Origin of the sequence: Myxococcus sp. AB036A, from assembly GCF_006547355.1 — a bacterium.
Lineage (GTDB): Bacteria > Myxococcota > Myxococcia > Myxococcales > Myxococcaceae > Myxococcus > Myxococcus virescens.
The window spans coordinates 26,588-49,275 of record NZ_VHLC01000067.1; the positions used below are offsets into that span (position 1 = coordinate 26,588).

The window sequence follows — 22,688 nt, forward strand, 5'->3', positions numbered from 1 at the left end:
GGTGTCTACCGTTCGCTCTCCGGCAATAAGCTTTAGGTACGAGCTTGCCCCACCGCTACCCATGGGCGTCCTCCCCCCCTCCGATTAGAGCCGCTTCCAGTTCAGCATAACTCCCTTTCTGAATATCCCAAGCAGACTCCCAATCCGGCTCACCAAACTGAAGTTCTCCAGTCAGTTCGCTCTTGAGTTCTCGGTCTTTCAAAAAGGCTCTCGCATACATACGGGGAGCCACTCCAGTAAATGGCCGAAAGAGAACCTTTCGTTCTATCGGCTCACTATTTGCGCTTTTCTGATTTTGCTCCAACTCCAGAACAGAGCTTGGCGACACCCAGCCTTCAGACCTCATCGTAATAGAGTCATCATGAAGCGCAAGCGCACGACTTTTCGGATATGGCTCAATATACTGAACCTCATCAATACCTGCCGCAACAATATGACGCGCACAGTAGTGGCAAGGAAATGTAGTAACATAAAGACGCCCCCCCACCGGGGACACGCCTTGACGAGCGGCACCAAGCAGAGCATCCATTTCGGCATGAACCGCACGACTAAACTCAATCAAGCCGCCTATTCGAGACTTACGAAGAATCCCCTTAAGACTCTCGCGTGACTCACCTACGAGCTCCCTAAACTGAGGAACATCTCTAAGTAATTCATCAATTATCTCATTCTGCTCTCTGGTGTTGCTGCAATAAGGAACTTGCTCTCCTAGCTTTCTGTATGCACACCGATGGTCCTGCTCTCGCGCCCCCGGAGTAGCCATCTCCTGGCCATAAACCCCTCCCCCTCCTCGTGGCACCTCATTCGCTCCGGTTGAGACAACGCTCCCCTTCTTATCAACAAGAGCAGCCCCTACCTGTCGCGACAAACATGCGCTACGCATCTGAGCGCCATATGCCACATTCATGGCCATCTCATGAACCTCTGGCCGAACCACTTCTGCATGCGTAACAATCTCAACCAACCTCATCAACTGACGAGGAATATCCCAATCCTCGTTTGAGTTTCGACCATCCTTCTGTATGCGACTCTCGCTATTGTCGAGAAAGTAGTCGGCCAAATGAAAGGCATCCGATACGCGCTGACCATATTTCTCTTTGGCCTTTGCATCCCTCTCCATAAACTTCTCAACGCTCGTACGTCCCGAGTCCGAATACTTATCATTCAAGAGGCGATCTTTTCGGACGTCTTCCTCACAAACAACCCCAATGAGAGCAAATGCGTTCCGATATACACTTCGCAAAAGATGCGCCTCAGCGGGGTGACGAATTGCATCCAGAATATAGGCTCGGCGCTTACCATCTGGCTTAACAGGCCCATCATCAACAGCGGCGTTCTGCTTACCTGCGCGAGCTTTTCGAATACTAAGAATTAACCTTCTTGCGACTTCAGCTAGATCTTGCTTCCGCATTGCATCGCCTAGATCTTGAAGTCGCTCAGAAAAAATCAACTCGGCCGTCGTCGGCTCATTAATCTCATGACCGTTTGAGAGAGCCCACTCGACGATTTCGCGGCGCGCCTTTAGGAGCGTCACATCGTAAGGACCACCAGGCAACGAAGAGGCCGACAAAACTTCCTTCAGCTTCTTAGCGACCGTTGTCGTACCCGATCCGACATGGCCGACCACGGCGAAGACCAGTTCATTGGCCACCTGCTCCTTGATTTTCTTCTGTGCACCAGGAGTGGAGGACCCTCTCGGCTTCGTCAAAGCGATGGCAGGCTCGTTCACCATGATATCGACACGGTAAGCCACTTCCCCAGAGGAGAGGAAGGCCAAGAAGTAAAGTTGCCCACACGGTATTGACAAGCCCCTGGGGACTCGTGCCGACACTAGGGGCAATGGTGCGAGTTCCGGACAGCAACAAGCCTGTAAGAAACAGGAAGGCATGTTGCTCGGCACGGTCGCCACGCAGATCAGCACTCGCTCATCACACTAGCGACCGCTGGCGAACAACATGTGGGACACTACGAAATAGTAGAATCGCTCCGTCAGTTCGGGAACACGGAGCAACCGTGCTCTATGGTAATCCACCTGGAGTCTAGCAGGCGAAGTGTCGGTAAGCAGTCATGTCCCTTTCCCACGAGCAGGCTGTCAAGCAGGTATACGAGGAGATTGCCTCGGCCTACGAGGCGCTCTTCCCCGTCCTGCACCGGTATGAGGAACGGGTGGAGCGGTTCCTCGCGGCGGTGGTGGCGCCCGGCGCCCGCGTGCTCGACGTGGGGTGCGGGCCGGGGCTTCACACCCGGGGACTGGACGCCTCCATCGCCGTGGTTGGCACCGACCTCTCCGAGGACATGCTCGCGCTGGCTCGGACAGCACGGCCGGGTGGCGCGTGGCATGTACACAGCTACCACCAGCCGATTCCTCCTGACTGGGGCCGATTCACCGTCGCGCTCGCCATTGGCTGCCTGGACTTCTGCGACGACCTGCCGCGCGTGCTGAAACACCTCGCGGAGGCGCTGGAGCCGGGCGGCAAGCTGCTCTTCACCGTGCTGGAGCGGCGGCCGGGGTTGGACGGGCACGAGGCGCCCGTGCAGCCGATTCAAACGGCGGGGCCGGCGGTGACGCTGCACCTGTACTCCTTCGAGGAGACCGCCCGGGCCGTCACGGAAGCAGGGCTACTCCCACGCACGTACGTGCATGCGCCCGGCTGGGTGCAGCTCACGGAACAGCGGACCATGTGGTTCGGGTGGTGGGAGGTGGAGCGGCGCTGAGCGCGTGGCTCCAGGACCGCACTTCCGGTGCCAGAGGGCCACAGCCCGGCCACTCCAAGGTGTGCACGAGGCTTGCACTGGACTCCTCCCAGGAGGCATCGACACGTGATTCGGCTGCGTTGGACCTGCATCGGGGCGTCTCTGCTGGCAATGGCCGTAGGCTGTGCGGAGGCCCCCCTCCGCGACGACACAACGCCGCCGAGCGTTTCGATTGCGCTCGTGGAGGGCGGATGCGACCCGGAAACGAACTTCCGGTGCCTGTGCGTAGGGAACGCCGGAGACGCGGCGCCCCATCTTCAGGAGATCGGCGTGGACCTGGACGCCCTGCAAGAGAACGGTTGGCCGTGCGTACCGGGTGACTTCGACCAGGACGGAGAGCAGGACTATGCCTTTCCGGGCGAGGGCTACTCGTGCAACGGGCCCGTCCCGGTGCGGGTGCTCTTCACGCGAGGCGGGCACCTGCGGGAAGTCCAGACGCTGCCGCGCAAGTTGAGCTGCCTTCAGCGCTACGTCTCCAGTGACGCGTCCCTGCCCCCGGGACAAGGACTGGTCGACTGGGGTGAAGGGAATGCCACCTGGCTCTACCGGTTCGACGGTAAGGGTTGGCTCGCCACCTCCCATCTCTCCGAGGCGCACTGATTCGGTACAACCGGAGCACACCGCGCCAGGTCCCAGGCCCGCCTCGGCGTGCTGCTCGAACCCCTTCACTCCGACGCGGCATCGCCGCTGCTGAGGCATTTTGACGATGACGCTTCTTTCCCCTCGTTGGCTTTGCGCCGGTGCTCTTCTCATCACCCTGAGCACCGCCTGCACCCGAACCACGCCGGCCGCGGCGGTGGAGCGGAACATCCCCGTGGAGGCGCAGTCCCAGGGTCCGGACGAGTACGTGCTGGCGGATGACGTGAGCGTGCGGAAGCTGGCGCCTGGCGTGTGGTTGCACGTCACAGTGGTGACGCTGAAGCCATTCGGCCGCGTCTCCACCAACGGGCTCATCATCGAGGACGGTGAAACGTCCTTGCTGGTCGACACGGGCTGGGATGCACGGCAGGGCGCGCTGCTGCTCGACTGGGCCCGGGACACGCTTCGGCGTCCGGTCCGCACGGCGGTGGTGACGCACTTCCATAAGGATCGCCTCGGCGGTGTTCCGGCGCTCGTCCCGCATGGCATCCCCGTCCATGGCTTGGAGGAGACGGCACGGATTGCCACGTCCCTGGGCCTGCCAGGCCCCACGGAGACCTTCGCCGAGACGAGCACGGTGGGCTCTCTGGAACTCTTCTTCCCGGGGGCGGGCCACGCGAAGGACAACATCGTCGTGTGGCACCGGGACAGCGGCGTGCTGTTCGGCGGCTGCTTCGTGAAGGACGGCGCCTCGACGAACCTGGGCAACGTGGCGGACGCGGACGTGGCGGCCTGGCCCGCGAGCCTGTCGCGGACGCGGCAGCGGTTTCCGGAGGCGCGCGTGGTGGTCCCGGGGCACGGACTGCCCGGTGGGCCGGAGCTGCTGGGCCACACGGAAGCGCTGCTCCGCTGAGCGGCCTCGCGGAGCAACCGGGCAGGCGCGGGCGATGTGACGGTGCCTCGCCCGCACGGGCAGGAGCGTTGGCCAACACACCGTGGTGGGTCGCTCCACGCTCGCTCGCCTGCCGTTGAAGGTCTGTCCCTGGACATTCCCACACGGCTCCAGGGTTCACAGACATGGGCGCGAGTCCTTGCCGTTCCTACCGTCCCGCGGAGAAGCACGGGCCAATGGGCGTAGGGGACGGAGGGAGACATGAGGCTTGTGGCTGCGGTGTCGCTCGCGATGGTGGCGAGCGCGTGTACCTCGGTGCGGATGGAGCAGCGGGACGGTTGCTGGGTGAAGCAGACCCGGGCCTTTCCCTCCACGCTCAAGGAGGAAGTGGGGCCCTGCGCTCGGCCCGTGCCCGTGTGGTCCGAGGACCGGCTCACGCGGCTGGTGCAGGAGTGCGTGATGCACACGGACTACCGCTGGCAGAGCACGGCACTGGTGGCGTGGAACCGGAGTGAACCCCTGCCGGAGCGGGAGTCCGAGGAGAAGGTCCTCGCGGCCTGCATGGCCCGGGCGGAGACCATCCTGAACACGGAGAAGGGCGCGCTGGAGCAGCGGCTGAGCGAGGTGGCGCAGGAGCGGGACACGCTGAAGGCGAGCATCGAGAAGGAGCGCAACCAGCATCAAGCCACCCTCACGGAGCAGCTCACGCGTCACGACGCCAGCATGGAGCGGGCGCGCAACCAGATGCATGAGAGCAACAGCCTGCTCGCGGAGGCGTTGGGTGAAGCAGCGAAGAAGCCCGCGCCATCCGCGGTGGCGACGGCCACCTCCACGTCCAGCAGCGAGGGACTGGCGAACACGCAGACCGACTCCACGCAGCGCAGCGACGCGGCGCTCCGGGGTGACGTGTCGTCCTCGGCACGACGGAGCTCGTCGTCACAGGGGACACAGACCGCGCCACCGCCGAAGGTGATGAAGCCCATCATCGACACGGACACGCCGCCCATGTGCGAGCTGTCTTCGGCGACGATGGCGAAGGCGAATCAGTCGCGGTCGTCCTCGGGGAAGAAGCGGCCCGGTGCCCGGAACGCGGCCGAGTGCACGCAGATGAAGCCTGAACCATCCTTCCAGCCCGCCGAGCCGGAGGAGGCCATCCTGGCGACGCCCGCGCAGCAGACGGCGAAGGCGCCCATCCCACTGGTGCCCCAGGACGCTGACGCCGTGAAGTAACGCCGGGTCACACCACTGCGGGGCCGCCCCTTCACACGAAGTGGGCGGCCTCCAGTGCATACCCCTGCGCACGCATCGCCTGCAGTGTGTCGCGGAGACGCGGGGAGATGAGCAAGCGCGGCTCGGGCCTCAGTTCTCCACGCCGGTCACCAAACAACTTATCGGTCACCCACAGGTCAGCGCCATCGTGGCTGGCTCGGTCGACGTACAGCTCCGAAATCTGGTTGAGGCCAGCAGTGTGTCCCGAGGGGCAGCGGAATACGTTGCGCTCGTCGAGGTCGAACGGATTGTTTCCCGCCACCGTCCTCGCATTCAGCGTCAGGGGCTTCGAAGTGACGACAAGCTGGAACCAATCCGAAGGCAGGAGCTTGCCTCTCCCCTGATGAAGTACCGGCCGGAACTCCGCACCGCGAAGACCGTGCATCTGGAAGGCCGACGCGAGCCGTGATGACACCACTACCTCTCCAGCGAGGGTCTGGGCGATGTCCTTGCCCTTCGGAATGCGTCGGGTGTCGAGAATGAGGTCGGAGACTTGCCGAGCGCCTGCGCCACAGTGCCGGCAGGTGGATGACTCATCATACGCAGTACCGCACATGGCTCCTGTCGGCTCGAAGTACGAGCGAACGATGAGATTGAGCCCCTCCGCGGCTTGAAGCTCCCGTGCCGTGTAGCGCCGGTGCAGGCGCCAGGACATGAAGAACGCGCCACCCTGCTTCGCGTAAGCGTGGTTGAGCTGTGCAATCCGTGCGACGCAGGCATCGTCGACGGGCAACACCACCTTGCGGATGGAGCCACCCAATGAGACGCCGAGCCCCGGGTCAAGGTGCTCCCGAGCATCCCGCTCGGCGATTCTGAACTCGATGGTCTCTCGCATGCTCAAGGCGTGATGCCAATCAACTGGGGGATGGGATACTCGGAGTAGACCTCCAAGAGAATCTTTTGAAGCTCCTGCGGTGTGGGGCGACGCCCCTGACCATACGGCCAGGCTCGGCGGAACTGCTGCGTCACGGCTTTGTGGTACGCGGTCGGCAACCGGTACGTCTGCCCGTTATTCGCGCCGCCCAGGTACAACGGGATGAAGTGGTGGTTCTCGTACCCAATGCTGTTCGGGTAGGTCGCTTGAGCCGCCTGCAGCCGCTGCTGATAGACCTGCCGAGCCTGGACGACCACCGCATGGTCCGCGCCCCGGCGAGCAGCGACCTGGGTCTGCATAGTTGATGGCCGAGGGTTGAGCGCTGGCGGCTGGCGACTCGGGCGACCTCCTCCTCGTCTCACGGGCCGAAGCGCGAGTGGCTCTGTTCCGGAGTACCCAGCGCCTTCATCCCACTCCAGGGGAAAGAAGGCACCGAAGGACTCCCCGTGCCCTTCAGTTGGCGGCGCCACGACATAGGCAGCGCCCGTCTCCAGCGATGACGAAGCCTCCCTTCCGGCGACACAGGCCCACTGGAGCAGAAGCAGTGCGACGCCCATCGGAACAAGTCTCGACTGACGCAATGGAACCACTCCTCGCGCATGCGAATAGGAAGGCTTTGCGCCCGACTTCCGATGCCTGGGTCCCGATGCGGAGCGCGACCCGCCCATTCCAGCATGTGCAAGGGCAGCCTGGACACCGGCGCCTTTCGCCATGTCAGACTCCACGCCGCGTGCCGTCGCTCGACCTCGGCGGAATCCAGAGGCGTCACGGGGCTGTCCCCGGGCTCCCAACTCCGGGCAGGGGCGCGCTGCGTCCAGGTGCCGGCGAGGGTGTTCCCGGGTCCATCGCTCGCAGTGGTTTCCTCAATTCGGACCGCCCGGCCGGGCCCCCGTCGGGTCCAACAGGAAGCAGGCGCCAGATGCGCCTGGCTCCGAACTAGCTCACTGGTAGAGCACAGGTCCAAATCCTGCGGAGAAGGTTCGATTCCTTCGTTCAATCCAGAGGGTTCCGCCGCGAGCTGACGTGAGCGCGGGTCCACCGCCTCCCACTCCTCCCACCTCGATGCCCGGCGTTCCGCCAGGGCGACAAGGTCCCTTCCGAGCCGTCAGCGGAAGCCCCTGTCGCCGTCCGCGGAGGTGCCCGGCACGCAGGCGCGAGCAGCCAGGAAGCGGCAGGACAGGCAGTCCGCGCTCCACGTCCGTGAACGGTGGGGCCCTCACTTTTCAGCAGTACCCGGGACACGCGCGACAACGCGCACTGAAACGTCCCGGTTCTTCAAGCTCCCCCGGAGGGGGAAAGGAGGTGCGCGATGAGCATCATGCGTGTGGATATCGGGCAGAATGAGCGGGCGTTCGTGCTGGTGGACGAGAAGCCGGAGCGCTACCTCGTTCCCGGCCGGTACTGGCTGCTTCACCCCTTCCGAAAGGTGCGGCTGGTGCGCGTGAGCACCGAGCAGCCGCTCGTCCAACTCGACCCGGCGTTCCTGGCCCTCGTGCCGGAGACGGACCTGCAGGTCGTGGAGCTGAGCGCCGATGAGCGCGCCATCCTCTTCCACAAGGGCCGCCCCGTGCGGTGGCTCGGCCGGGGCCTGCACCAGGTGTGGACTGTGGAACGCCTTCCCAGCCGCCAGCTGACGCCCGGCGCGCCCACCGTGCACGTGGAGCGCGTGGACACCTCGGGTGTCACCACGGCGCCACTGCGTGACGACGTGCGTGCCCTGGTCCCCGCCAGCGACTACACAGAGGCCACCGCCACCGAGGGCTCCGTCGTGCTCCGCTACGTGGATGGCGTGCTGGACGCCGAACTTCCTCCGGGCCGCCACGCCGCGTGGACCGTCGCCCGCAAGGTGCAGCTGGCCGTCATCGACCTGCGCGAGCGCCTGCTCCACGTCACTGGCCAGGAGGTGATGACGAAGGACCGCGTCACGCTGCGCCTCAACCTGTCAGCGGCCTTCCGCGTCTCGGACGCGCGTCGGCTCGCTGTCGTGTCCCGCGCTCCGGATGACGTCCTCTACCTGGCCATGCAGCTGGCCGCGCGCGAGGCCGTGTCGGAGCGGACGCTGGATGAGCTGCTCGCCTCGCGAGAAGCCGTGGCCGAAAGCCTCTTCACCCAGGTGAAGGACCGCGCCCACACGGTGGGCCTGGACCTGCTGCGCTTCGGCATCAAGGACGTCGTCCTCCCGGGTGAGATGAAGGAGCTGCTCAACCGCGTCATCCAGGCGCAGAAGGAAGCGGAGGCCAACGTCATCCTGCGGCGTGAGGAGACGGCCGCCACCCGCTCCATGGCGCAGACAGCCAAGGTGCTGGCGGAGAACCCGCTGCTGGTGCGCCTCAAGGAACTGGAGGCCTACAAGGACCTCGCGTCCAAGGTGGGGCAGGTGCACCTCGTCCTCGGCGAGGGCGCAGTGCCCACCCTGCAGCTCAAGAGTCACTGACTCGCGAATCAATCTCGGGTTAGCCTCGCGGCCCCACACCCGCGAGGAGCCCGAGATGTCGTCTTCGAACCACTACGTCCCCAACCTGCGCGATATCGAGTTCAACCTCTTCGAGTTCCTCGATATCGGCCGAGCCTCGCTGGGCCACGCACCCTTTGGGGACCTGGACGAGACGGCCGCACGCCAGATGCTCCAGATGTTCGCCCAGCTCAGCACCAACGAGCTGGCCCAGAGCTTCGAGGAGCCGGAGCACAACCCGCCGAAGCTCGAGAATGGCGAGGTGACGCTGCCTCCCGGACTGAAGAAGGCGATGAACGCCTTCTTCGATGCGGGCATGCACCTGCTGGAGCAGCCGCCACACCTGGGCGGCCTGGGCGCGCCGCCCTCCCTGGGCTGGGCCGCGTTCGAGCTGCTGGTGGGCGCCAATGCCTCGCTGGCCTTCTACACACTGGGCAACCTGCTGGCGCGCATCATCGACCGGCTGGGCACGGACGCGCAGAAGCAGCGCTTCCTGCCGCACATGCTGGACCGTCGCTGGGGTGGCTCCATGGTGCTCACCGAGCCCGACGCCGGCAGTGACGTGGGCGCCGCCCGCACCAAGGCCCGCCGCGTCTCTGACGACGTCTGGGAAATCGAAGGGGTGAAGCGCTTCATCACCAACGGTGACTCGGACATGTCCGAGAACATCATCCACATGGTGCTCGCGCGCCCGGAGGGCGCGGCGCCTGGCACCAAGGGCCTGTCGCTGTTCGTCGTGCCCAAGTACTGGGTGAACGAGGACGGCAGCCTGGGTGAAGCCAACGGCGTGGTGTGCACCAAGCTGGAGAAGAAGATGGGGCTGAAGGGCTCCGTCACCTGTGAGCTGACCTTCGGCGACGGGAAGCCCTGTCGCGGCCTGCTGCTGGGCGAGGTCCACGACGGCATCCGGCAGATGTTCTACATCATCGAGCAGGCCCGCATGGCGGTGGGCGTGAAGTCCATGGCCACGCTGTCCGCCGGCTACGGCCGCGCGCTGGCCTTCTCCAAGGACCGACTCCAGGGCGCGGACCTGATGCAGGCCCGGGACAAGACGGCCCCCCGCGTGCCCATCTTCCGTCACCCCGACGTGCGCCGCATGCTGATGGCGCAGAAGGCCCACGCGGAGGGCATGCGCGCGCTGTGCCTCTACACCGCGTTCATCCAGGACGGCGTGGAGCGCAAGGGTGGCCACCGCGCCACCGAGGCGGGTGAGCTGGACACGCTCAACGACATGCTGCTGCCGCTGGTGAAGGGCTACTGCTCGGAGAAGGCCTACGAGTTGCTGGCGCTGTCGCTCCAGGTCCACGGCGGCTCCGGCTACCTGCAGGACTACCCGGTGGAGCAGTACATCCGGGACCAGAAAATCGACACGCTCTACGAGGGCACCACGCACATCCAGGCGCTCGACCTGCTCATGCGCAAGGTGGCGCGTGACGGCGGCGCGACGCTCCAGGGCCTGCTGTCCCAGATTCGCGAGACGGCCGAGCGCACCGGAGAGGGCAAGGAACTGGAGGCCGAGCGCGCCGCGCTGGGCCGCGCGCTGGGCGACCTGGAGACGATGCTCGGCACGCTGATGGGCAAGCTGGGCGAGTCCGTCTATCACGTGGGCCTGCAGGGCAACCGCGTGCTGGCCGCCGTCGCGGAGGTCGTCATCGGCTGGCTGCTGGTGCGCCACGCGGAGGTCGCGCTGGAGCGCATGAAGAGCAACCCCGGGGACCGCGCCTTCTACGTGGGCAAGCTCGCCAGCGCCCGCTGGTTCTGCCACGAGGTGCTGCCCGGCGTCGCCCACGCCGCCCGCATGGTGGAGCACGGCAACCTGGACCTGATGGAGGTGCCGGAAGAGTCGTTCTGACGCGGAGACACTCAGGCGAGCCTGGCCACGGGTGCCAGGCCCGCCGTCGCGGCCGGGAGGCGCTCGCTACTTCCTCAGCGCGTCCCCCGGCACCGGCAGCCCGCGCGCCGCCAGGTCACGCTCCACGTACAGCCGCAGGACATGCATGAAGTCCTGCGCGTTCGTCACCACGCCAAAAGCCTGGTGCGTGCCGCGGTCCTTCAGCTTGCTCACCACGAACTCGGACGAGTCCACGCAGATGGTGGGCAGCTCCCGAAGCGAGCCGTCCTTCTCCGTGACGAACGCCGGCAGCATGTTTCCGGTGGCGATGGCATGCAGCGCCGTGGCGATCATCACCGCCATGGTGGACTTCACCGCGTGCTCGCGCATGGCCACCTGCGCCTCCAGGTTGTCCGTCACCACGTCCGGCAGCGGCCCGTCGTCACGGATGGAGCCCGTCAGCACGAAGGGCACCTTGTGCACCACGCACGCGTGCATGATGCCGTTGGTAATCACCCCGGCCTCCACCGCCTTCGCGATGGAGCCCGCCGCCCGCACCTTGTTGATGGCGCGCATGTGCAAGCCGTGGCCGCCCGAGGTGGCCTCGCCCGAGCCGCTCATCCCCAGCGTGGTGCCGAAGATGGAGGCTTCGATGTCATGCACCGCCACCGCGTTGCCCGCCAGCAGCGCGCCCACAAAGCCATTGGCGACGAACCACGTCATGTCCGCGCGCGCCCGCGAATGCACCAGCGCCGGCCCCGTCACCCAGATGGGGTAGCCCCCGCGCTCGCGCTCGTCCACCAGCACCCGGGCCATGTGCGCGTAGTCGATGGGCTTCTCGCGGGACACCGCGCTCGTCATGAACTTGAACTCCCCCTCGCCCTCATCCGCGAGGTAGGCGGAGTTCACGAACACGCCTTCGCTGCCGTCCTCCGCGAGGCCCACCACCACGCGCTCGCCCGCACGCACGCGACGGCCTTCGCGAATCCACAGCTCGCCTTGAGCATCCAGCACCAGCGCCCCGTCCATGCGCGGCTCGCGCGGCATGCGCCACGCGCCGCCCACGCGCACGTAGGTGGGTAGATTCGTCGTGGTAAAGAAGCCCTCCGGCAACACGCCGTCCGCGGGCGCAGGCTGGAAGCGCGCGTCCGGACAGGAGGAGAAACGCGCGGCCGTGAAGTCAGGATGAGGAATGGAGCTCACACCAGCACCATGCGCGGAGCCCTCGCCCGCTTCAAGCGCCTCGGCATCCGCAGGCCACCAGATGTCAGGGGACGACAGTAAAGCCGGGATTGCGCGTCATTACATCCGCGCGTCCACACCCACTCCGCCCAGCGGTGGTCGGCTGCTGGCCGGGGCCAGCTCACGAGCAGCAACTCCGCGTCGCGAGCCGCGGCATGTCGCAACCCGGCCGCCTCGTGTGGAGCGTGGGCGTCGTAGGACGCAGCGGCCAGCGCATGGTCCCCAGTTGGAAAGTCAGGCAGGCCTGCCGGTGGAAGCCGGCCCTTGTGGCGCTCCCTCAGTCCTCATTCCCGCTGGAAGCGGGTGGCGGCTGGGTCAGGTGGCTGTGCGCAATCGCGGCCAGCTCCTCCAACCTGGGCACACGCCACGTCGCCGCGTTTCGCTGACGCCAGGCATCCGCCCACGCCATGAAGGTGCGCAGTTGCTCCGTGCTGGGTGACACCTGCCAGCGCCGCCGCTTCGCCAGGGACAGTGCCTCCAACGGTGGATGTCCCAGCGCCACCAGGACGCACAAGGCGAGCAGCGCGCTGCGCCCCACCCCATGCTCACAGTGGATGTAGACCTTGTGGCCCTGGGCCAGCTGGTCCGTCACCCACGCGACGCCGTCATCCAGCCGGTCGCCACGGATGGCCCGGAGGTCCTCGGTGGGCAGGTGCAACAAGGTGATGCCGTGCTCGCGCAGGACGTGCTCGTCGTCACAGGCCTCCACCCGCACGTCCACCACACAGCGGATGCCAAGCGCCCCCGCGAGGTGCTCCGCCGTATCGATGGGGAAGCGGCCCCCCACCGCCAGCGAGGGCAGCACCCAGTCCAGGTTCAATCTCCGGGACAGCGCGCTCATGCCGTCCAAGGTAGGGCAGCTCGCTGGCGCTGGCAGCCTCCGCGGACGCCAGGACGCTTTTCGAAGTGTTTTTCGACCCACCTTCTGGAGAATTCGCTGGAATCACGGGGGGTTCCGGGGCGCTGGCCTTGAAAATCAAGAGGCACGCAACTCCAGGTCTCAGGCTCCGAGAATAGGTACAAGACGTACATGCGGCGCCCTCGCGCCGCTCCAGACCCTACGGAGCCCCCCGTGAGCAACATCCACCGCATCAAGTCGGGCGACACCCTCTCCCACCTGGCGCAGCGCTACAACACCAGCGTCAGCGCGCTGATGAAGGCGAATCCGCAGATCAAGAACGCGGACCTCATCTACGCCGGCAAGTCGCTGAACATCCCCGGTTCGAAGGACACCTTCGAGAGCGGCTCCGCGGGCCGCGCGGGTGGCGCCACGGGCGGCGGCGGAACCAGCGGCGGTGCGCAGGACGTGCAGGGCCCCAGCAGCTCCGGCCCCGGCGTCCGCGGCCCCAAGGGCAGCCCCTTCGAAATCGCGTCGCAGCACCTGGGCAAGAACGCGGGCTCGCTGAAGCTGGAGAAGAACGGCGTGGGCGCGGACATGGAGGACTGGGTCCCCAACAACGTCAACTGCGCCAACTTCGTGTCCGCCGTGCTGGAGCAGTCCGGCCAGATTTCCGACTCGCAGCACGACAACAGCGTGATGGGCCTGATGGCCAAGCTGGACAGGGACCCCAAGTTCAAGCGCATCGACCTGAAGGACGCGAAGCCGGGTGACGTGGTCTCCATGAAGACCAACGGCGGCCAGCACGTGGTGATGTTCGCGGGCTGGAAGGACGGCAAGCCGACGTTCATCGGCTCCAACAACGTCAACTCGGATGGCTCGCAGCGCGTCACCATCTCCAGCATGAACTACCCCATCATGGCGGTGCACCAGTACCGGGGCTGAGCGCCCGCACAGCCATGAGCGAGCACCCACGGGGCTCCGCGTCCGACCTTCCAGGCGGGCACGGGGCCCCGCTGGCGTTCAGGCACCCGCAACGGCTCAAAGGCGGGGCGCCAGCGACAGCGCGGCTGGATGAGGCGCGCGCGTCCCGGCTCCTCTCCGAGCACGACCCGCTCGCCCCGCCCAAGCTGTGAGCGCTCAGGGCGCGCCGCGGCCCGAGTGCAGGCAGACCACGGCCTCATCCAGCAGGTCGAGCGCCGCGTCTGACCAGCCCCGCAGCTTCATGCGCGGGGACACAGACGTGGTGAAGGGGATGAGGCCGGCGACGGCGGCGTCCTCGATGAGCTGGGCCTGTTGCTCGGGGTTGAGCTGGGCCCAACGCTTTTCGCGGCTCACGCCCTTGCGCCAGTCGTATCCATCGCCGGACCACTGCGCGGCCAGCGCGGCGCTCAGGTAGGCCGTGCCGCCGTGCTGGTGCTGCCACACGTGCGTCAGCTCATGAACGAGCAGGCCAAAGTCCACGCCTCCGCTCCGAGGCGGGACGAAGACGGTGTTGCCGTGCGCGAAGGCCCGCCCGGGAAGGCCCAGCAGGCCCAGCCGGCCGACCTTCACCCGCACCGCCGCGTAGTTCAGGCTGTCTCCGAAGATGGGCCGCAGGCGGACGATTTCCTCCGCCGAGAGGCGGCGGCCCGGCGGCTCCAGACCGACCAGCACCTGCACCGAGCTGAGCACGCGCCCGCCCACCATCAACACGGCGTCCGCGGGGAGCTGCGCCACGCGCGTCAGGCCCTGGCCCAGTTGGGGCAGGCCCTCGCGAGGCCGGCCGCGCGCGCACTGCGCCACGCCTCCGCCCATCGCCCTCAACACCACGCCCACGCTGCGCGCCACGCCCACCGACGCGCTCGAGACACCGGTGAGCAGACCCCGGCCCGCATCCACCAGCCGCTCGGAGAAGGTGGCCGCGTGGCTCATTCCATGTTCCTCAGCGCCCCGCCGTCATGGCGCGCAGCCCGGAGAGCCCCATGACGGACTCCACCAGCGTGCGCAGCGCACCCGGGCGCCACGGGCGGGACAGCGCGAAGTGCGTGAGGCTGGAGGCGCTGTAGGCCGCCGCCACCTCGGGACGGAAGTAGGACGACACGAGGATGCGTGGCCCCGCCAGGTCGCGCTCCACCAGCCGCGCCAGGAAGGTCGGCACGGCCGCTCGCTCCACGGAGTCCAGGTCCACGATCACCGCCTCGGGCACCACGCCCAGGTCCATCCGACGATCCGCCGACGCGATGCCCAACGTGGGGACCAGCTCGAAGTCTGACGCCAGCTCGCGGCCCATCGCCAGCCGGAAGAGCGGCTCCTCCGAGACGAGCATCACCCGAGGCCCCTTGGGCACGCTCCGGTGACGCCGTGCGGGCGCGGGAGTGGGCTCGATGGGAAGACGCAGTGCGCCAGCCTCCACCAGATGGCGGGCATCGAGGAGGGACTGCGCACGGCGAATCAGGGGGGAGGGGGCGCTGGACACAACGCGACAATAACCAGCAATAGCGGAAATATCAATCTTTGCTTCAATTGCTGGACACAATTCCTGTTTTCCAGACCTCCAAACCCGTGGAGTTGGGCACCTTGACACGCCCGTTCAGTGAGTCAGGAGTAACACCTATCCAGGTGTATCGGGTCTGGATTAACCCACTCTATTCCGCTGCCTTCGGCGGATCTCCCAGGGCAACAGCCGCTCGCCGAGCATCCCCGGCGTGGGGAGGTCCGTGGAGCCGCCGCGCTCGAGCGCCTGGGTGAGCACCGCCACGAGAGACGTACCGACGACGGGGACGTCCGCGGCCCGCTGCTGCGCGCGCAGGATGGGGATTCCTGGCCGCCCACCGGCCACGGTCCAACCATGGATTTCATTCGGCTTGGGCTTCGGCAAAGGCACCAGCTCGCTCGCCTTCAACCGGACGACGCATTGGAGCCCACTTCCGTGCCCATCCCGCCACGCGAGCACGGTGCCATCGGGGAGGTCGACGAGCGCCAGGACCGCCGTCATGTCGCTCCCATCCGAGTCGAGGGGAATGTGGACCTCCGCATGCTCCGAACAGGGGCGGATGCGCCACGCGCGCTCGCCGGGGAACAGCGTGGCCTCCTGAAGGTGGTCATAGAGGGCGTTGAGCTCGGCCCCGCCGCGGAAGGTGCCCACGCTGGTGGCGCGCGTCCCCGCATGCTCCGCGAGGATTCGCTCGACGAACTCCAGGAGCGAGGCCCCCTCTCCCCGTCGTACGACAACCCCTGCCCTGGGCAGGAGCGCGCCCGCGCCATCCACCTCCACCGTCAGGACGCCCGCCTCCAGGCTCCACGTCTCACGCATGCCGCCGGGCGATCCGTTCACATGAAGAGCCACGCTCGAGAGGCGTGCCGGAACCTCCTTCAACGACACCCCCGGCCCCCCAGGGCCCAGGGCCTTCTTCTTCGCCTTGCGCGAAGCCATCAGCTCGGCATGAGAGCGCTCCAGCAGGGGGTTCCGTCGCGAGTAGCCCCCGGCGGACGCGACGTAGGGGAACAACCGCGCCATCCAGCCCGTGGCGAGTTCCCCGCCATAGGCCTCCCGGGGCTTGTAGAGCTGCTGCCAGAACGGCCGGTGGGGATTTCCCTCGGCTGCGCTCACGAAGGCGTCCGCGATGGGCACCAGCGAAGACGTCCACCACCCCAGGTCCAGTTCATGGATGACGTCGATGCGGCGGCGGATGGAGCGCCAGTCCTCGGGCGTTCCCAACAGGGTGATGCGGGGGATGCCGCAGACCGTCGTGAACGCATAATCGAAATACGGCGACATGGCGTCCATCAGCACCACATCTCCCGCCATGCGCTCGACGTCGGTGCTGGTGGAGAAGTCACACGACAGCAACCGGGGCAAGCCCGGGCCCAAGGCCTCGCGGAGCTGCTGACGAAACGCGGAGAGCAGCAGCAAGAAGTCCGGCGCCTCCGTCGGCGGCGAGATGACCTCGACGTTCAGCGTCTTCCGGCCCGCGTGCCGGACGAGGCGGCTTCGGAGGGACTCCGCGTTCAACCGGATGTGCTGCGCCACGCCCTCCGCGAGGGTGAGCCAGATGGCGTCCGGCGAGAGCACCAGCGGCCGATGCTCCGCGAAGGCCGTGTGGACGGCGGCCAGCAACGGATGAACACCCCGGGTCTCCAGCACCCGCGTGCCCGGCCCAGGCGCCATCCAGAGCGCGTCCTTCACGAACGTCTCCAACGGCGCGGTGACGGGAGGCGCCGAGGCCTCCTCGACGGAATCCACCTCGAACGTCAGCATTGGCTGCCCCTCCCGGTGACCTGGATTGTACAGGGCACACGGCGCCCTGTGCGCCGGCCGATGCCTCGGCGGCGCTGTCCTGACCGGGGGCGTGTGACAGTCCCTCCAGCCCGGGCGAGGCGGTTGCCCGCCCCGTCATCCGCGCCCCGCGCTCACTCGAACTCGAGCGCGCGCTGGAAGTCGGCCGGGTTGGAGGCCGCGCTCTGCGCCGTCTCCAGGGTGATGAGCCCCTCCCGATAGAGCTGCGTCAGGTGCTGGTCGAAGGACTGCATGCCGAACATGTCTCGGCCCTTCTCGATGACGTCCTTCAGCTCGTTGGCGCGGTCGTCGCGGATGTACTGCTCCACCGTCTTCGTCTGCACCATGATTTCCAACGCCACGGTGCGGCCCTTGCCGCTGGCCCGGGGCAGCAGGCGCTGCGACACCGTGGCCTTGAGGCAGTCCGCCAGGCGCATGCGCACCATCGTCTGCTCTTCGGCGGGGAACACCGACACCAGGCGGTTGATGGTGCGTGACGCATCCGTCGTGTGCACCGTGGAGAGCACCAGGTGGCCCGTCTCCGACGCCTTGAGCGCGATGTCGATGGTCTCCGTGTCGCGCATCTCGCCCACCAGGATGACGTCCGGGTCCTGGCGCAGCGCCGCGCGCAGCGCAATCGCGAAGCTCTGCGTGTCCGGACCAATCTCCCGCTGGGAGATGGAGGACTTGATGTTCTTGTAGATGAACTCGATGGGGTCCTCGATGGTGAGGACGTGCAGGTTCTCCGTGCGATTGATGTGGTCAATCATCGCCGCCAGCGTGGAGCTCTTCCCCGAGCCCGTCGCGCCCGTCACCAGCACCAGTCCGCGCTCGTTGCCGGCAATCTTCTTCAACACCTGCGGCAATCCCAGTCCGTCAATGGTTGGGATTTCATCCGGGATGATGCGCAGGATGCACGCCAGCGAGCCCCGCTGCCGGTAGATATTCACCCGGAAGCGCGCCACGCCTGGGAGGCTGTAGGACGCGTCGCACTCCTGAAGCGTGTCAATCTGCTTCTTCACCTCGGGGTCCGACACGACATGGACTGCCACCTGTCGCGTGTGGTCCGCGTGAAGCTTCTCCATCTTCAAGGGCCGGAGCGCACCATTGACCCGGTAGATGGGCGGATCCCCCGGCCGGAAGTGGATGTCCGATGCACCGTTCTGCACACCGACCGCGAGCAGCTTGTTGAGCGTTGCCAGATCCAGGGGAGTGACCCTCGTCAGCAAGGAAGGCCCCGGACTCTAGGCGGATACTCAACAGTTGCACATGGTTCGCAATCACCCCGGGGCAGACACCAAAGTCAGTTCCGCAATCTCAGGAGAGGGCCCCAACCGCAGCGGCGGCCCCCAATAGCCTGTCCCTCTGTGGGTATAGACTCGCACCCCGGCAATGGTTGCCAGACCGCGCACCACCGGCTGCTGCAACTTGACGAGGAACATGAAGGGAAACACCTGTCCGCCGTGCGTGTGCCCGGAAAGCTGCAGGTCCACCATCACGCCAGCCTCCGCCACGCGCAGGGCGGACCGGGGCTGGTGGGCCAACAACAGACGCGGCACGCCCAGCGGCGCCCCGCGCAGTGCCAGCTCCGGTCGGCTGGCATGCGAGGGAATGATGTGGCCCGCGTCATGGTCCGTCACCCCCGCGATGGTGAGCCGCGCTCCGTCGCGCTCCACCACCCGGTGCTCGTTCTGAAGGACGGTGAGCCCCAGGCGCGCCACCTCCGCCGCCCAGGCCGGTCCCCCGTGGTAGTACTCGTGATTGCCGGTGACGTAGAAGACGCCCAGTGACGCGCGCAGCTCCGACAGGGGCTTCACCTCGTCCCGTAGCGCGTCCACGGTGCCGTCCACCAGGTCGCCCGTCACCGCCACCACGTCCGGCTGGAGCGCGTTCACCTGCTCCACCACGCGCCGAAGCCAGCGGCCGTCCAACGTGGGCCCCACGTGGATGTCCGAAATCTGCACCACCTTCAGGCCGCTGAGCCCGGGTGCCAGGCCCACCACCGGCACCGTCACCCGCTCCACCGTCGCCCGGCCACGCGCCGTGATGAAGGCATACACCACCGCTGGCACCGTCACCCCCACCGCCACCAGGGCCTTGCCCCGGGCCAGGGCCAACGCGTCCGTCACCACGCCCGACCACGACAGGCCCAGCCCCACCAGGTCCGCGACCACCGCCGCGCTCAGCAGGATGCCGAAGGCGCCCAGCCACACGTAGGACGTCCACTGGAGCACCTGCGCCCAGAGCGTCGGCTCGCGGCGCGACGCCACCATTCCCACGGGCAGCGACAGGAAGAGCAGCGCCACCAGCACGGGCCCCAGCCATGCCCACGGCAGGGGCAGTTGCGGGCTCACGAACAGGCGCACCGCGATGTACGCGTGCAGCCCGCCCATCAACGTGAGGATGCCACCCAGCGACATCAACCACCGCAATGCCAGCGACAGGGACACTCTGGGCCGCCGGGCCTCCTGCTCCACACCTGGGGTCAGCTCCGCCACGAACGACGTCCTCCTTCTCACCGGTGCCAGCCATGACCGCGTCGGGAACGCGGGGACATAACGACTACAGACTGCCGATGCCCGGCAACCCGCCCGTACGCCAGGCGGGGCAACGCCTCATCTCGTGCACCACACGTAAGGCACGGGCGGCGGCTTGGCGAGCCAGCTACGTTCAAAGCATGAAAACTTCACGTATCTTCACAGCCGCACTGCTTGCAGCGGCTGGCTCGGCCTGGGCCCAGCCCGTCCAGTACCTGGACCTGCGAACGCCTCGGGTCGCGCTCAACGCGCGTGTCACCGACCGCGACCTCACCAGCCCTGACCTGCAGGTCGGCTTCAGCGACGGCTCCCTTCGAGGCCGTGCCTTCGGCAGGCCCCTCAACCTCACGCTGGACGCCGCGCGGATCCGCGGCATCTATGGAAGCGGTCCCGTGGACCTGCGGATGACGCAGGAAGAAGGAGCCCTGCGCGCCAAGGGCACGTTCGGTGGGCAGCTCACCGATTTCCAGGTGACGCCGCAGACGTTCAAGGGCGACGTGGGCCGGTGCAGCTACCAGCTCAAGGCCTCCGAGGAAGGCCGCTATCAAGGCTGGCGTTCGTGTCTCGCCGGATTGGAGAACCCGGTATCGCTGTCGATTCCGCCAGCCATTGGCGGCGACGACGCCCGGCTCGTGGCCACCCTGGCTTTGATTCTGTCGCGGTAGCCCCACCACGGGGCGGCTATGGTGCGCGCCGTTTCCCTCACGACGGAGCGCATCCATGGCACGCATGCACGAAGTGGACTTCCACATCTACGGCGAGGACCTGCAGTTCGTCGAAGTGGAGTTGGACCCAGGAGAAGCCGCGGTCGCCGAAGCCGGAACCCTCATGTACATGGAGGACGGCATCGAGATGGAGACCATCTTCGGTGACGGCTCGGAGAAGACGAGCGGCTTCTTCGGCTCGCTGCTCGGCGCGGGCAAGCGCCTGCTGACGGGTGAGTCTCTCTTCACCACTGTCTTCCTCAACAAGAGCGGTAGCGGCAAGCGCAAGGTGTCCTTCGCCGCGCCCTACCCGGGAAAAATCATCCCGGTGAACCTGAGTGAGCTCGGCGGCGAGCTCATCGCGCAGAAGGACAGCTTCCTCGCCGCGGCCAAGGGCGTGTCGCTGGGCATCGCCTTCCAGAAGAAGCTGGGCACCGGCCTGTTCGGCGGCGAGGGCTTCATCATGCAGCGGCTCCAGGGTGACGGGCTCGCCTTCATCCACGCCGGCGGCACGCTGCACGAGCGCACGCTGGGCCCGGGTGAACTGCTCCGCGTGGACACCGGCTGCATCGTCGCGTTCCAGCCCACCGTGGACTACGACATCCAGATGGTGAGCGGCATCAAGACGGCCTTCTTCGGCGGCGAGGGCCTCTTCTTCGCCACGCTGCGCGGCCCCGGCAAGGTGTGGCTCCAGTCGCTCCCGTTCAGCCGGCTCGCGGGCCGCATCCTCTCCGCCTCGCGCCCGGGTGGCGCTCGCGACGAGGGCAGCGTGCTGGGGGGGGTCGGCCTGGGCAGCCTGCTCGGCGACGACTAGCGCACCGGGCAGGCCGGCCGTTCGCGGACCGCTATCCGCGCCGCCGCCGCGACAGGCCGGCCAGTCCCGCCAGCAGCACCCAGGAGCCCACCACGCCCACGGGCGATGCGCCGCAGCCACACCCCACGTCGAGCGCCGCGGGCCCCCGCACCTCGAAGCCCGTCGTCCGCGAGCGCGCCGGCACGCGGCTGGAGGTGACGAGGTGCTCCTGCGCCGCGACATCGTGCGAGCCCACGGACAGCGCGCTCTCGCGGGGCACCTGGTAACGGAAGGCCCCGGTGTCATCGGCCGTCACCGTGGCGACTTCAATGCCGTCCACCTCAATGACCACCGTGGCGCCAGCCGTCGCCGCGCCCGCGAAGAGCGGCGTGGAGTCCACCACCTCGCCATCAGCGGGAACCACCAGCACCGGCCAACCGTCCTCCGGGACCTGGGTGCCGCCATCTCCCTGGGACGTGCCCGCATCCTGCCCGGACGTCCCTCCGTCACCCTCACCGCTCACCGCCTGGGACTCGAAGCGGATGGGCTGCGAGTAGGGCCCGCTGACTCCCGCCTCGTTGTGCGAATGAACGGTGACGAAATGAGGGCCCGGCGCCAGCGGTGATTCAGCAGGCCACTGGTAGCGGAAGCGGCCCGCCCCATCCACGGGGATGATGACCTCCGCGCCATTGTCCACCTCGATGCCCACCGTCGGCCCGTTGGGCGCGACGCCCGCGAACAGCGGCGTGGTTCCCACCGTCTCCCCGTCCTGCGGAATCACCAGGATGGGCTCCACCACCACGCCACCATCCTCCAGGGTGGCCGCGACAGAGAACGACACAGGCGCGGAGGGCGCGCTGTACGCCCCCATCGCCTCCGCCACCACGTGGACCGTGCGCGTGCCGACATCGAGCGGCGCCTGCTGCGGAGGGATGCCAGCGGTGAACACACCATCCGCGCCAGAGCTCACCTGAAGCCGCTCCACGCCATCGACGAACACGAGGACTCGAACGCCCGGGTCCGCCCGGCCTTCGAAGCGAGGACGGTGAGGAACGCCCACCGCTCCGGTCACGGGAGCGCTGACAGACGGCGTCCCGGGCGTGCGGTAGGCCACGTGGTATTCCTCGGCGAAGCCTTCGCTCCCCGTACCCGCGCCATTCGTTCCGCCATCCGACGGGGTGAGGGTCCCGGCAGCGCCGCCCGACACGCTCCTGGGACACGACGCCGTCGCCCCTTGCAGCAGCACGCCGCCGCCGCCACCACCACCGCCCGGGCCGAGCACCCAGCCCGGATAGCTGACGTTGCCGCCGTTGCCGCCCGCGGCTCGGGCGCTCCCGCAGGACAGTGAGTCCTGCGCGCGAAGGATGAGGACACCACCCGCGCCACCACCGCCCGCGCCATCGTCTCCCGGCGTGTGGCTGGCGGCGAGCCCATCCGCGGAGAAGCGCCCGGCACCCGAGAACGCCCTGGCCCGGATGAACACAGCTCCGCCGCCCGCGCCGCCACTCGAGCCCAGGTCATCGTTGCCTTCCCCCGCGCCACCGCCACTCCCGAAGACAAACGTATCGATGAGCGAGTACTTCGTGGGCCCGCCACCGAAACCGCCCACGTCCCGCATCATGTCCGCCTCCGACGTGCGGCCCCCGACACCGCCCCGGCCCCCAT

General features: G+C 67.2%; 20 protein-coding genes and 1 tRNA gene. 10 read left to right on the forward strand and 11 right to left on the reverse strand.

The annotated features are described in order from the left end of the window. Positions 1 to 55: 55 nt before the first annotated feature. Complete coding sequence (locus tag FL344_RS24885; RefSeq protein ID WP_228565343.1) at positions 56 to 1,777, reverse strand: anti-phage dCTP deaminase; 1,722 nt, start codon at positions 1,775 to 1,777, stop codon at positions 56 to 58. A gap of 290 nt (positions 1,778 to 2,067) precedes the next feature. On the opposite strand from FL344_RS24885, the gene FL344_RS24890 reads away from it, so the two are divergent. The 4 genes from FL344_RS24890 to FL344_RS24905 all read left to right on the forward strand — a co-directional run bounded on the left by FL344_RS24890 (position 2,068) and on the right by FL344_RS24905 (position 5,455). Next, positions 2,068 to 2,715, forward strand: a complete 648-nt coding sequence (locus FL344_RS24890) for a class I SAM-dependent methyltransferase (RefSeq protein ID WP_141620264.1) — start codon at positions 2,068 to 2,070, stop codon at positions 2,713 to 2,715. Between the two features lie 309 nt (positions 2,716 to 3,024). After that, on the forward strand, positions 3,025 to 3,354 hold the full coding sequence (locus tag FL344_RS39305) for a hypothetical protein (RefSeq protein ID WP_228565344.1): 330 nt from the start codon (positions 3,025 to 3,027) through the stop codon (positions 3,352 to 3,354). A 106-nt stretch (positions 3,355 to 3,460) separates the two neighbouring features. Then, positions 3,461 to 4,246, forward strand: a complete 786-nt coding sequence (gene bla / locus FL344_RS24900; RefSeq protein ID WP_141620266.1) for a subclass B1 metallo-beta-lactamase — start codon at positions 3,461 to 3,463, stop codon at positions 4,244 to 4,246. Between the two features lie 240 nt (positions 4,247 to 4,486). Continuing rightward, positions 4,487 to 5,455 (forward strand): hypothetical protein, encoded by a 969-nt coding sequence (locus FL344_RS24905; RefSeq protein ID WP_228565345.1) that lies wholly within the window; start codon positions 4,487 to 4,489, stop codon positions 5,453 to 5,455. 31 nt (positions 5,456 to 5,486) lie between these two features. Here FL344_RS24905 and FL344_RS24910 read toward each other — a convergent pair whose 3' ends face one another. Continuing rightward, entirely contained in the window at positions 5,487 to 6,329 is an 843-nt protein-coding gene (locus FL344_RS24910) for a hypothetical protein (RefSeq protein WP_141620267.1), read from the reverse strand. 2 nt (positions 6,330 to 6,331) lie between these two features. Next, entirely contained in the window at positions 6,332 to 6,667 is a 336-nt protein-coding gene (locus FL344_RS24915; RefSeq protein ID WP_141620268.1) for a hypothetical protein, read from the reverse strand. A 633-nt stretch (positions 6,668 to 7,300) separates the two neighbouring features. On the opposite strand from FL344_RS24915, the gene FL344_RS24920 reads away from it, so the two are divergent. The 3 genes from FL344_RS24920 (at position 7,301) to FL344_RS24930 (ending at position 10,672) form a co-directional block, all read left to right on the forward strand. After that, positions 7,301 to 7,365 (forward strand) — tRNA-OTHER (locus FL344_RS24920). Positions 7,366 to 7,677: 312 nt separating this feature from the next. Next, complete coding sequence (locus tag FL344_RS24925; protein WP_141593010.1) at positions 7,678 to 8,802, forward strand: slipin family protein; 1,125 nt, start codon at positions 7,678 to 7,680, stop codon at positions 8,800 to 8,802. A 55-nt stretch (positions 8,803 to 8,857) separates the two neighbouring features. Continuing rightward, positions 8,858 to 10,672, forward strand: a complete 1,815-nt coding sequence (locus FL344_RS24930) for an acyl-CoA dehydrogenase (protein ID WP_090486671.1) — start codon at positions 8,858 to 8,860, stop codon at positions 10,670 to 10,672. Between the two features lie 66 nt (positions 10,673 to 10,738). Here the strand turns inward: FL344_RS24930 and FL344_RS24935 are convergent, their stop codons facing one another. Next, entirely contained in the window at positions 10,739 to 11,854 is a 1,116-nt protein-coding gene (locus FL344_RS24935) for a hypothetical protein (RefSeq protein WP_141593012.1), read from the reverse strand. Positions 11,855 to 12,170: 316 nt separating this feature from the next. After that, positions 12,171 to 12,815, reverse strand: a complete 645-nt coding sequence (locus tag FL344_RS24945; RefSeq protein WP_141620269.1) for a dual specificity protein phosphatase — start codon at positions 12,813 to 12,815, stop codon at positions 12,171 to 12,173. A gap of 150 nt (positions 12,816 to 12,965) precedes the next feature. Between FL344_RS24945 and FL344_RS24950 the strand changes: the two genes are divergently transcribed. Beyond that, positions 12,966 to 13,676, forward strand: coding sequence for a LysM peptidoglycan-binding domain-containing protein (locus FL344_RS24950; protein ID WP_228565347.1), 711 nt, complete (start codon positions 12,966 to 12,968; stop codon positions 13,674 to 13,676). A gap of 195 nt (positions 13,677 to 13,871) precedes the next feature. On the opposite strand, the gene FL344_RS24955 is transcribed toward FL344_RS24950, so the two are convergent. From FL344_RS24955 to FL344_RS24975, 5 genes are all read right to left on the reverse strand, one after another. Continuing rightward, complete coding sequence (locus FL344_RS24955) at positions 13,872 to 14,645, reverse strand: DUF4157 domain-containing protein (protein ID WP_141620270.1); 774 nt, start codon at positions 14,643 to 14,645, stop codon at positions 13,872 to 13,874. A gap of 10 nt (positions 14,646 to 14,655) precedes the next feature. Then, positions 14,656 to 15,189 carry a hypothetical protein gene (locus FL344_RS24960; RefSeq protein ID WP_228558366.1) on the reverse strand — a complete coding sequence of 178 codons (534 nt, stop codon included), beginning with the start codon at positions 15,187 to 15,189 and terminating at the stop codon, positions 14,656 to 14,658. Between the two features lie 159 nt (positions 15,190 to 15,348). Continuing rightward, the gene (locus FL344_RS24965; RefSeq protein ID WP_141620271.1) at positions 15,349 to 16,971 is read right to left on the reverse strand and encodes a DUF4419 domain-containing protein; all 1,623 of its coding nucleotides are present in this window, start codon (positions 16,969 to 16,971) and stop codon (positions 15,349 to 15,351) included. 152 nt (positions 16,972 to 17,123) lie between these two features. Beyond that, on the reverse strand, positions 17,124 to 18,218 hold the full coding sequence (locus FL344_RS24970) for a type IV pilus twitching motility protein PilT (RefSeq protein WP_141593016.1): 1,095 nt from the start codon (positions 18,216 to 18,218) through the stop codon (positions 17,124 to 17,126). Between the two features lie 51 nt (positions 18,219 to 18,269). After that, entirely contained in the window at positions 18,270 to 19,487 is a 1,218-nt protein-coding gene (locus FL344_RS24975; RefSeq protein ID WP_141620272.1) for a metallophosphoesterase, read from the reverse strand. A 179-nt stretch (positions 19,488 to 19,666) separates the two neighbouring features. Here FL344_RS24975 and FL344_RS24980 point away from each other — a divergent pair, with 179 nt between their 5' ends. After that, complete coding sequence (locus FL344_RS24980) at positions 19,667 to 20,191, forward strand: hypothetical protein (protein WP_141620273.1); 525 nt, start codon at positions 19,667 to 19,669, stop codon at positions 20,189 to 20,191. Between the two features lie 55 nt (positions 20,192 to 20,246). Further along, positions 20,247 to 21,044, forward strand: a complete 798-nt coding sequence (locus tag FL344_RS24985; RefSeq protein ID WP_140860201.1) for a TIGR00266 family protein — start codon at positions 20,247 to 20,249, stop codon at positions 21,042 to 21,044. Between the two features lie 31 nt (positions 21,045 to 21,075). On the opposite strand, the gene FL344_RS24990 is transcribed toward FL344_RS24985, so the two are convergent. Next, on the reverse strand, positions 21,076 to 22,688 hold a 1,613-nt coding region (locus FL344_RS24990), incomplete at its 5' end, for an MYXO-CTERM sorting domain-containing protein (protein ID WP_141620274.1).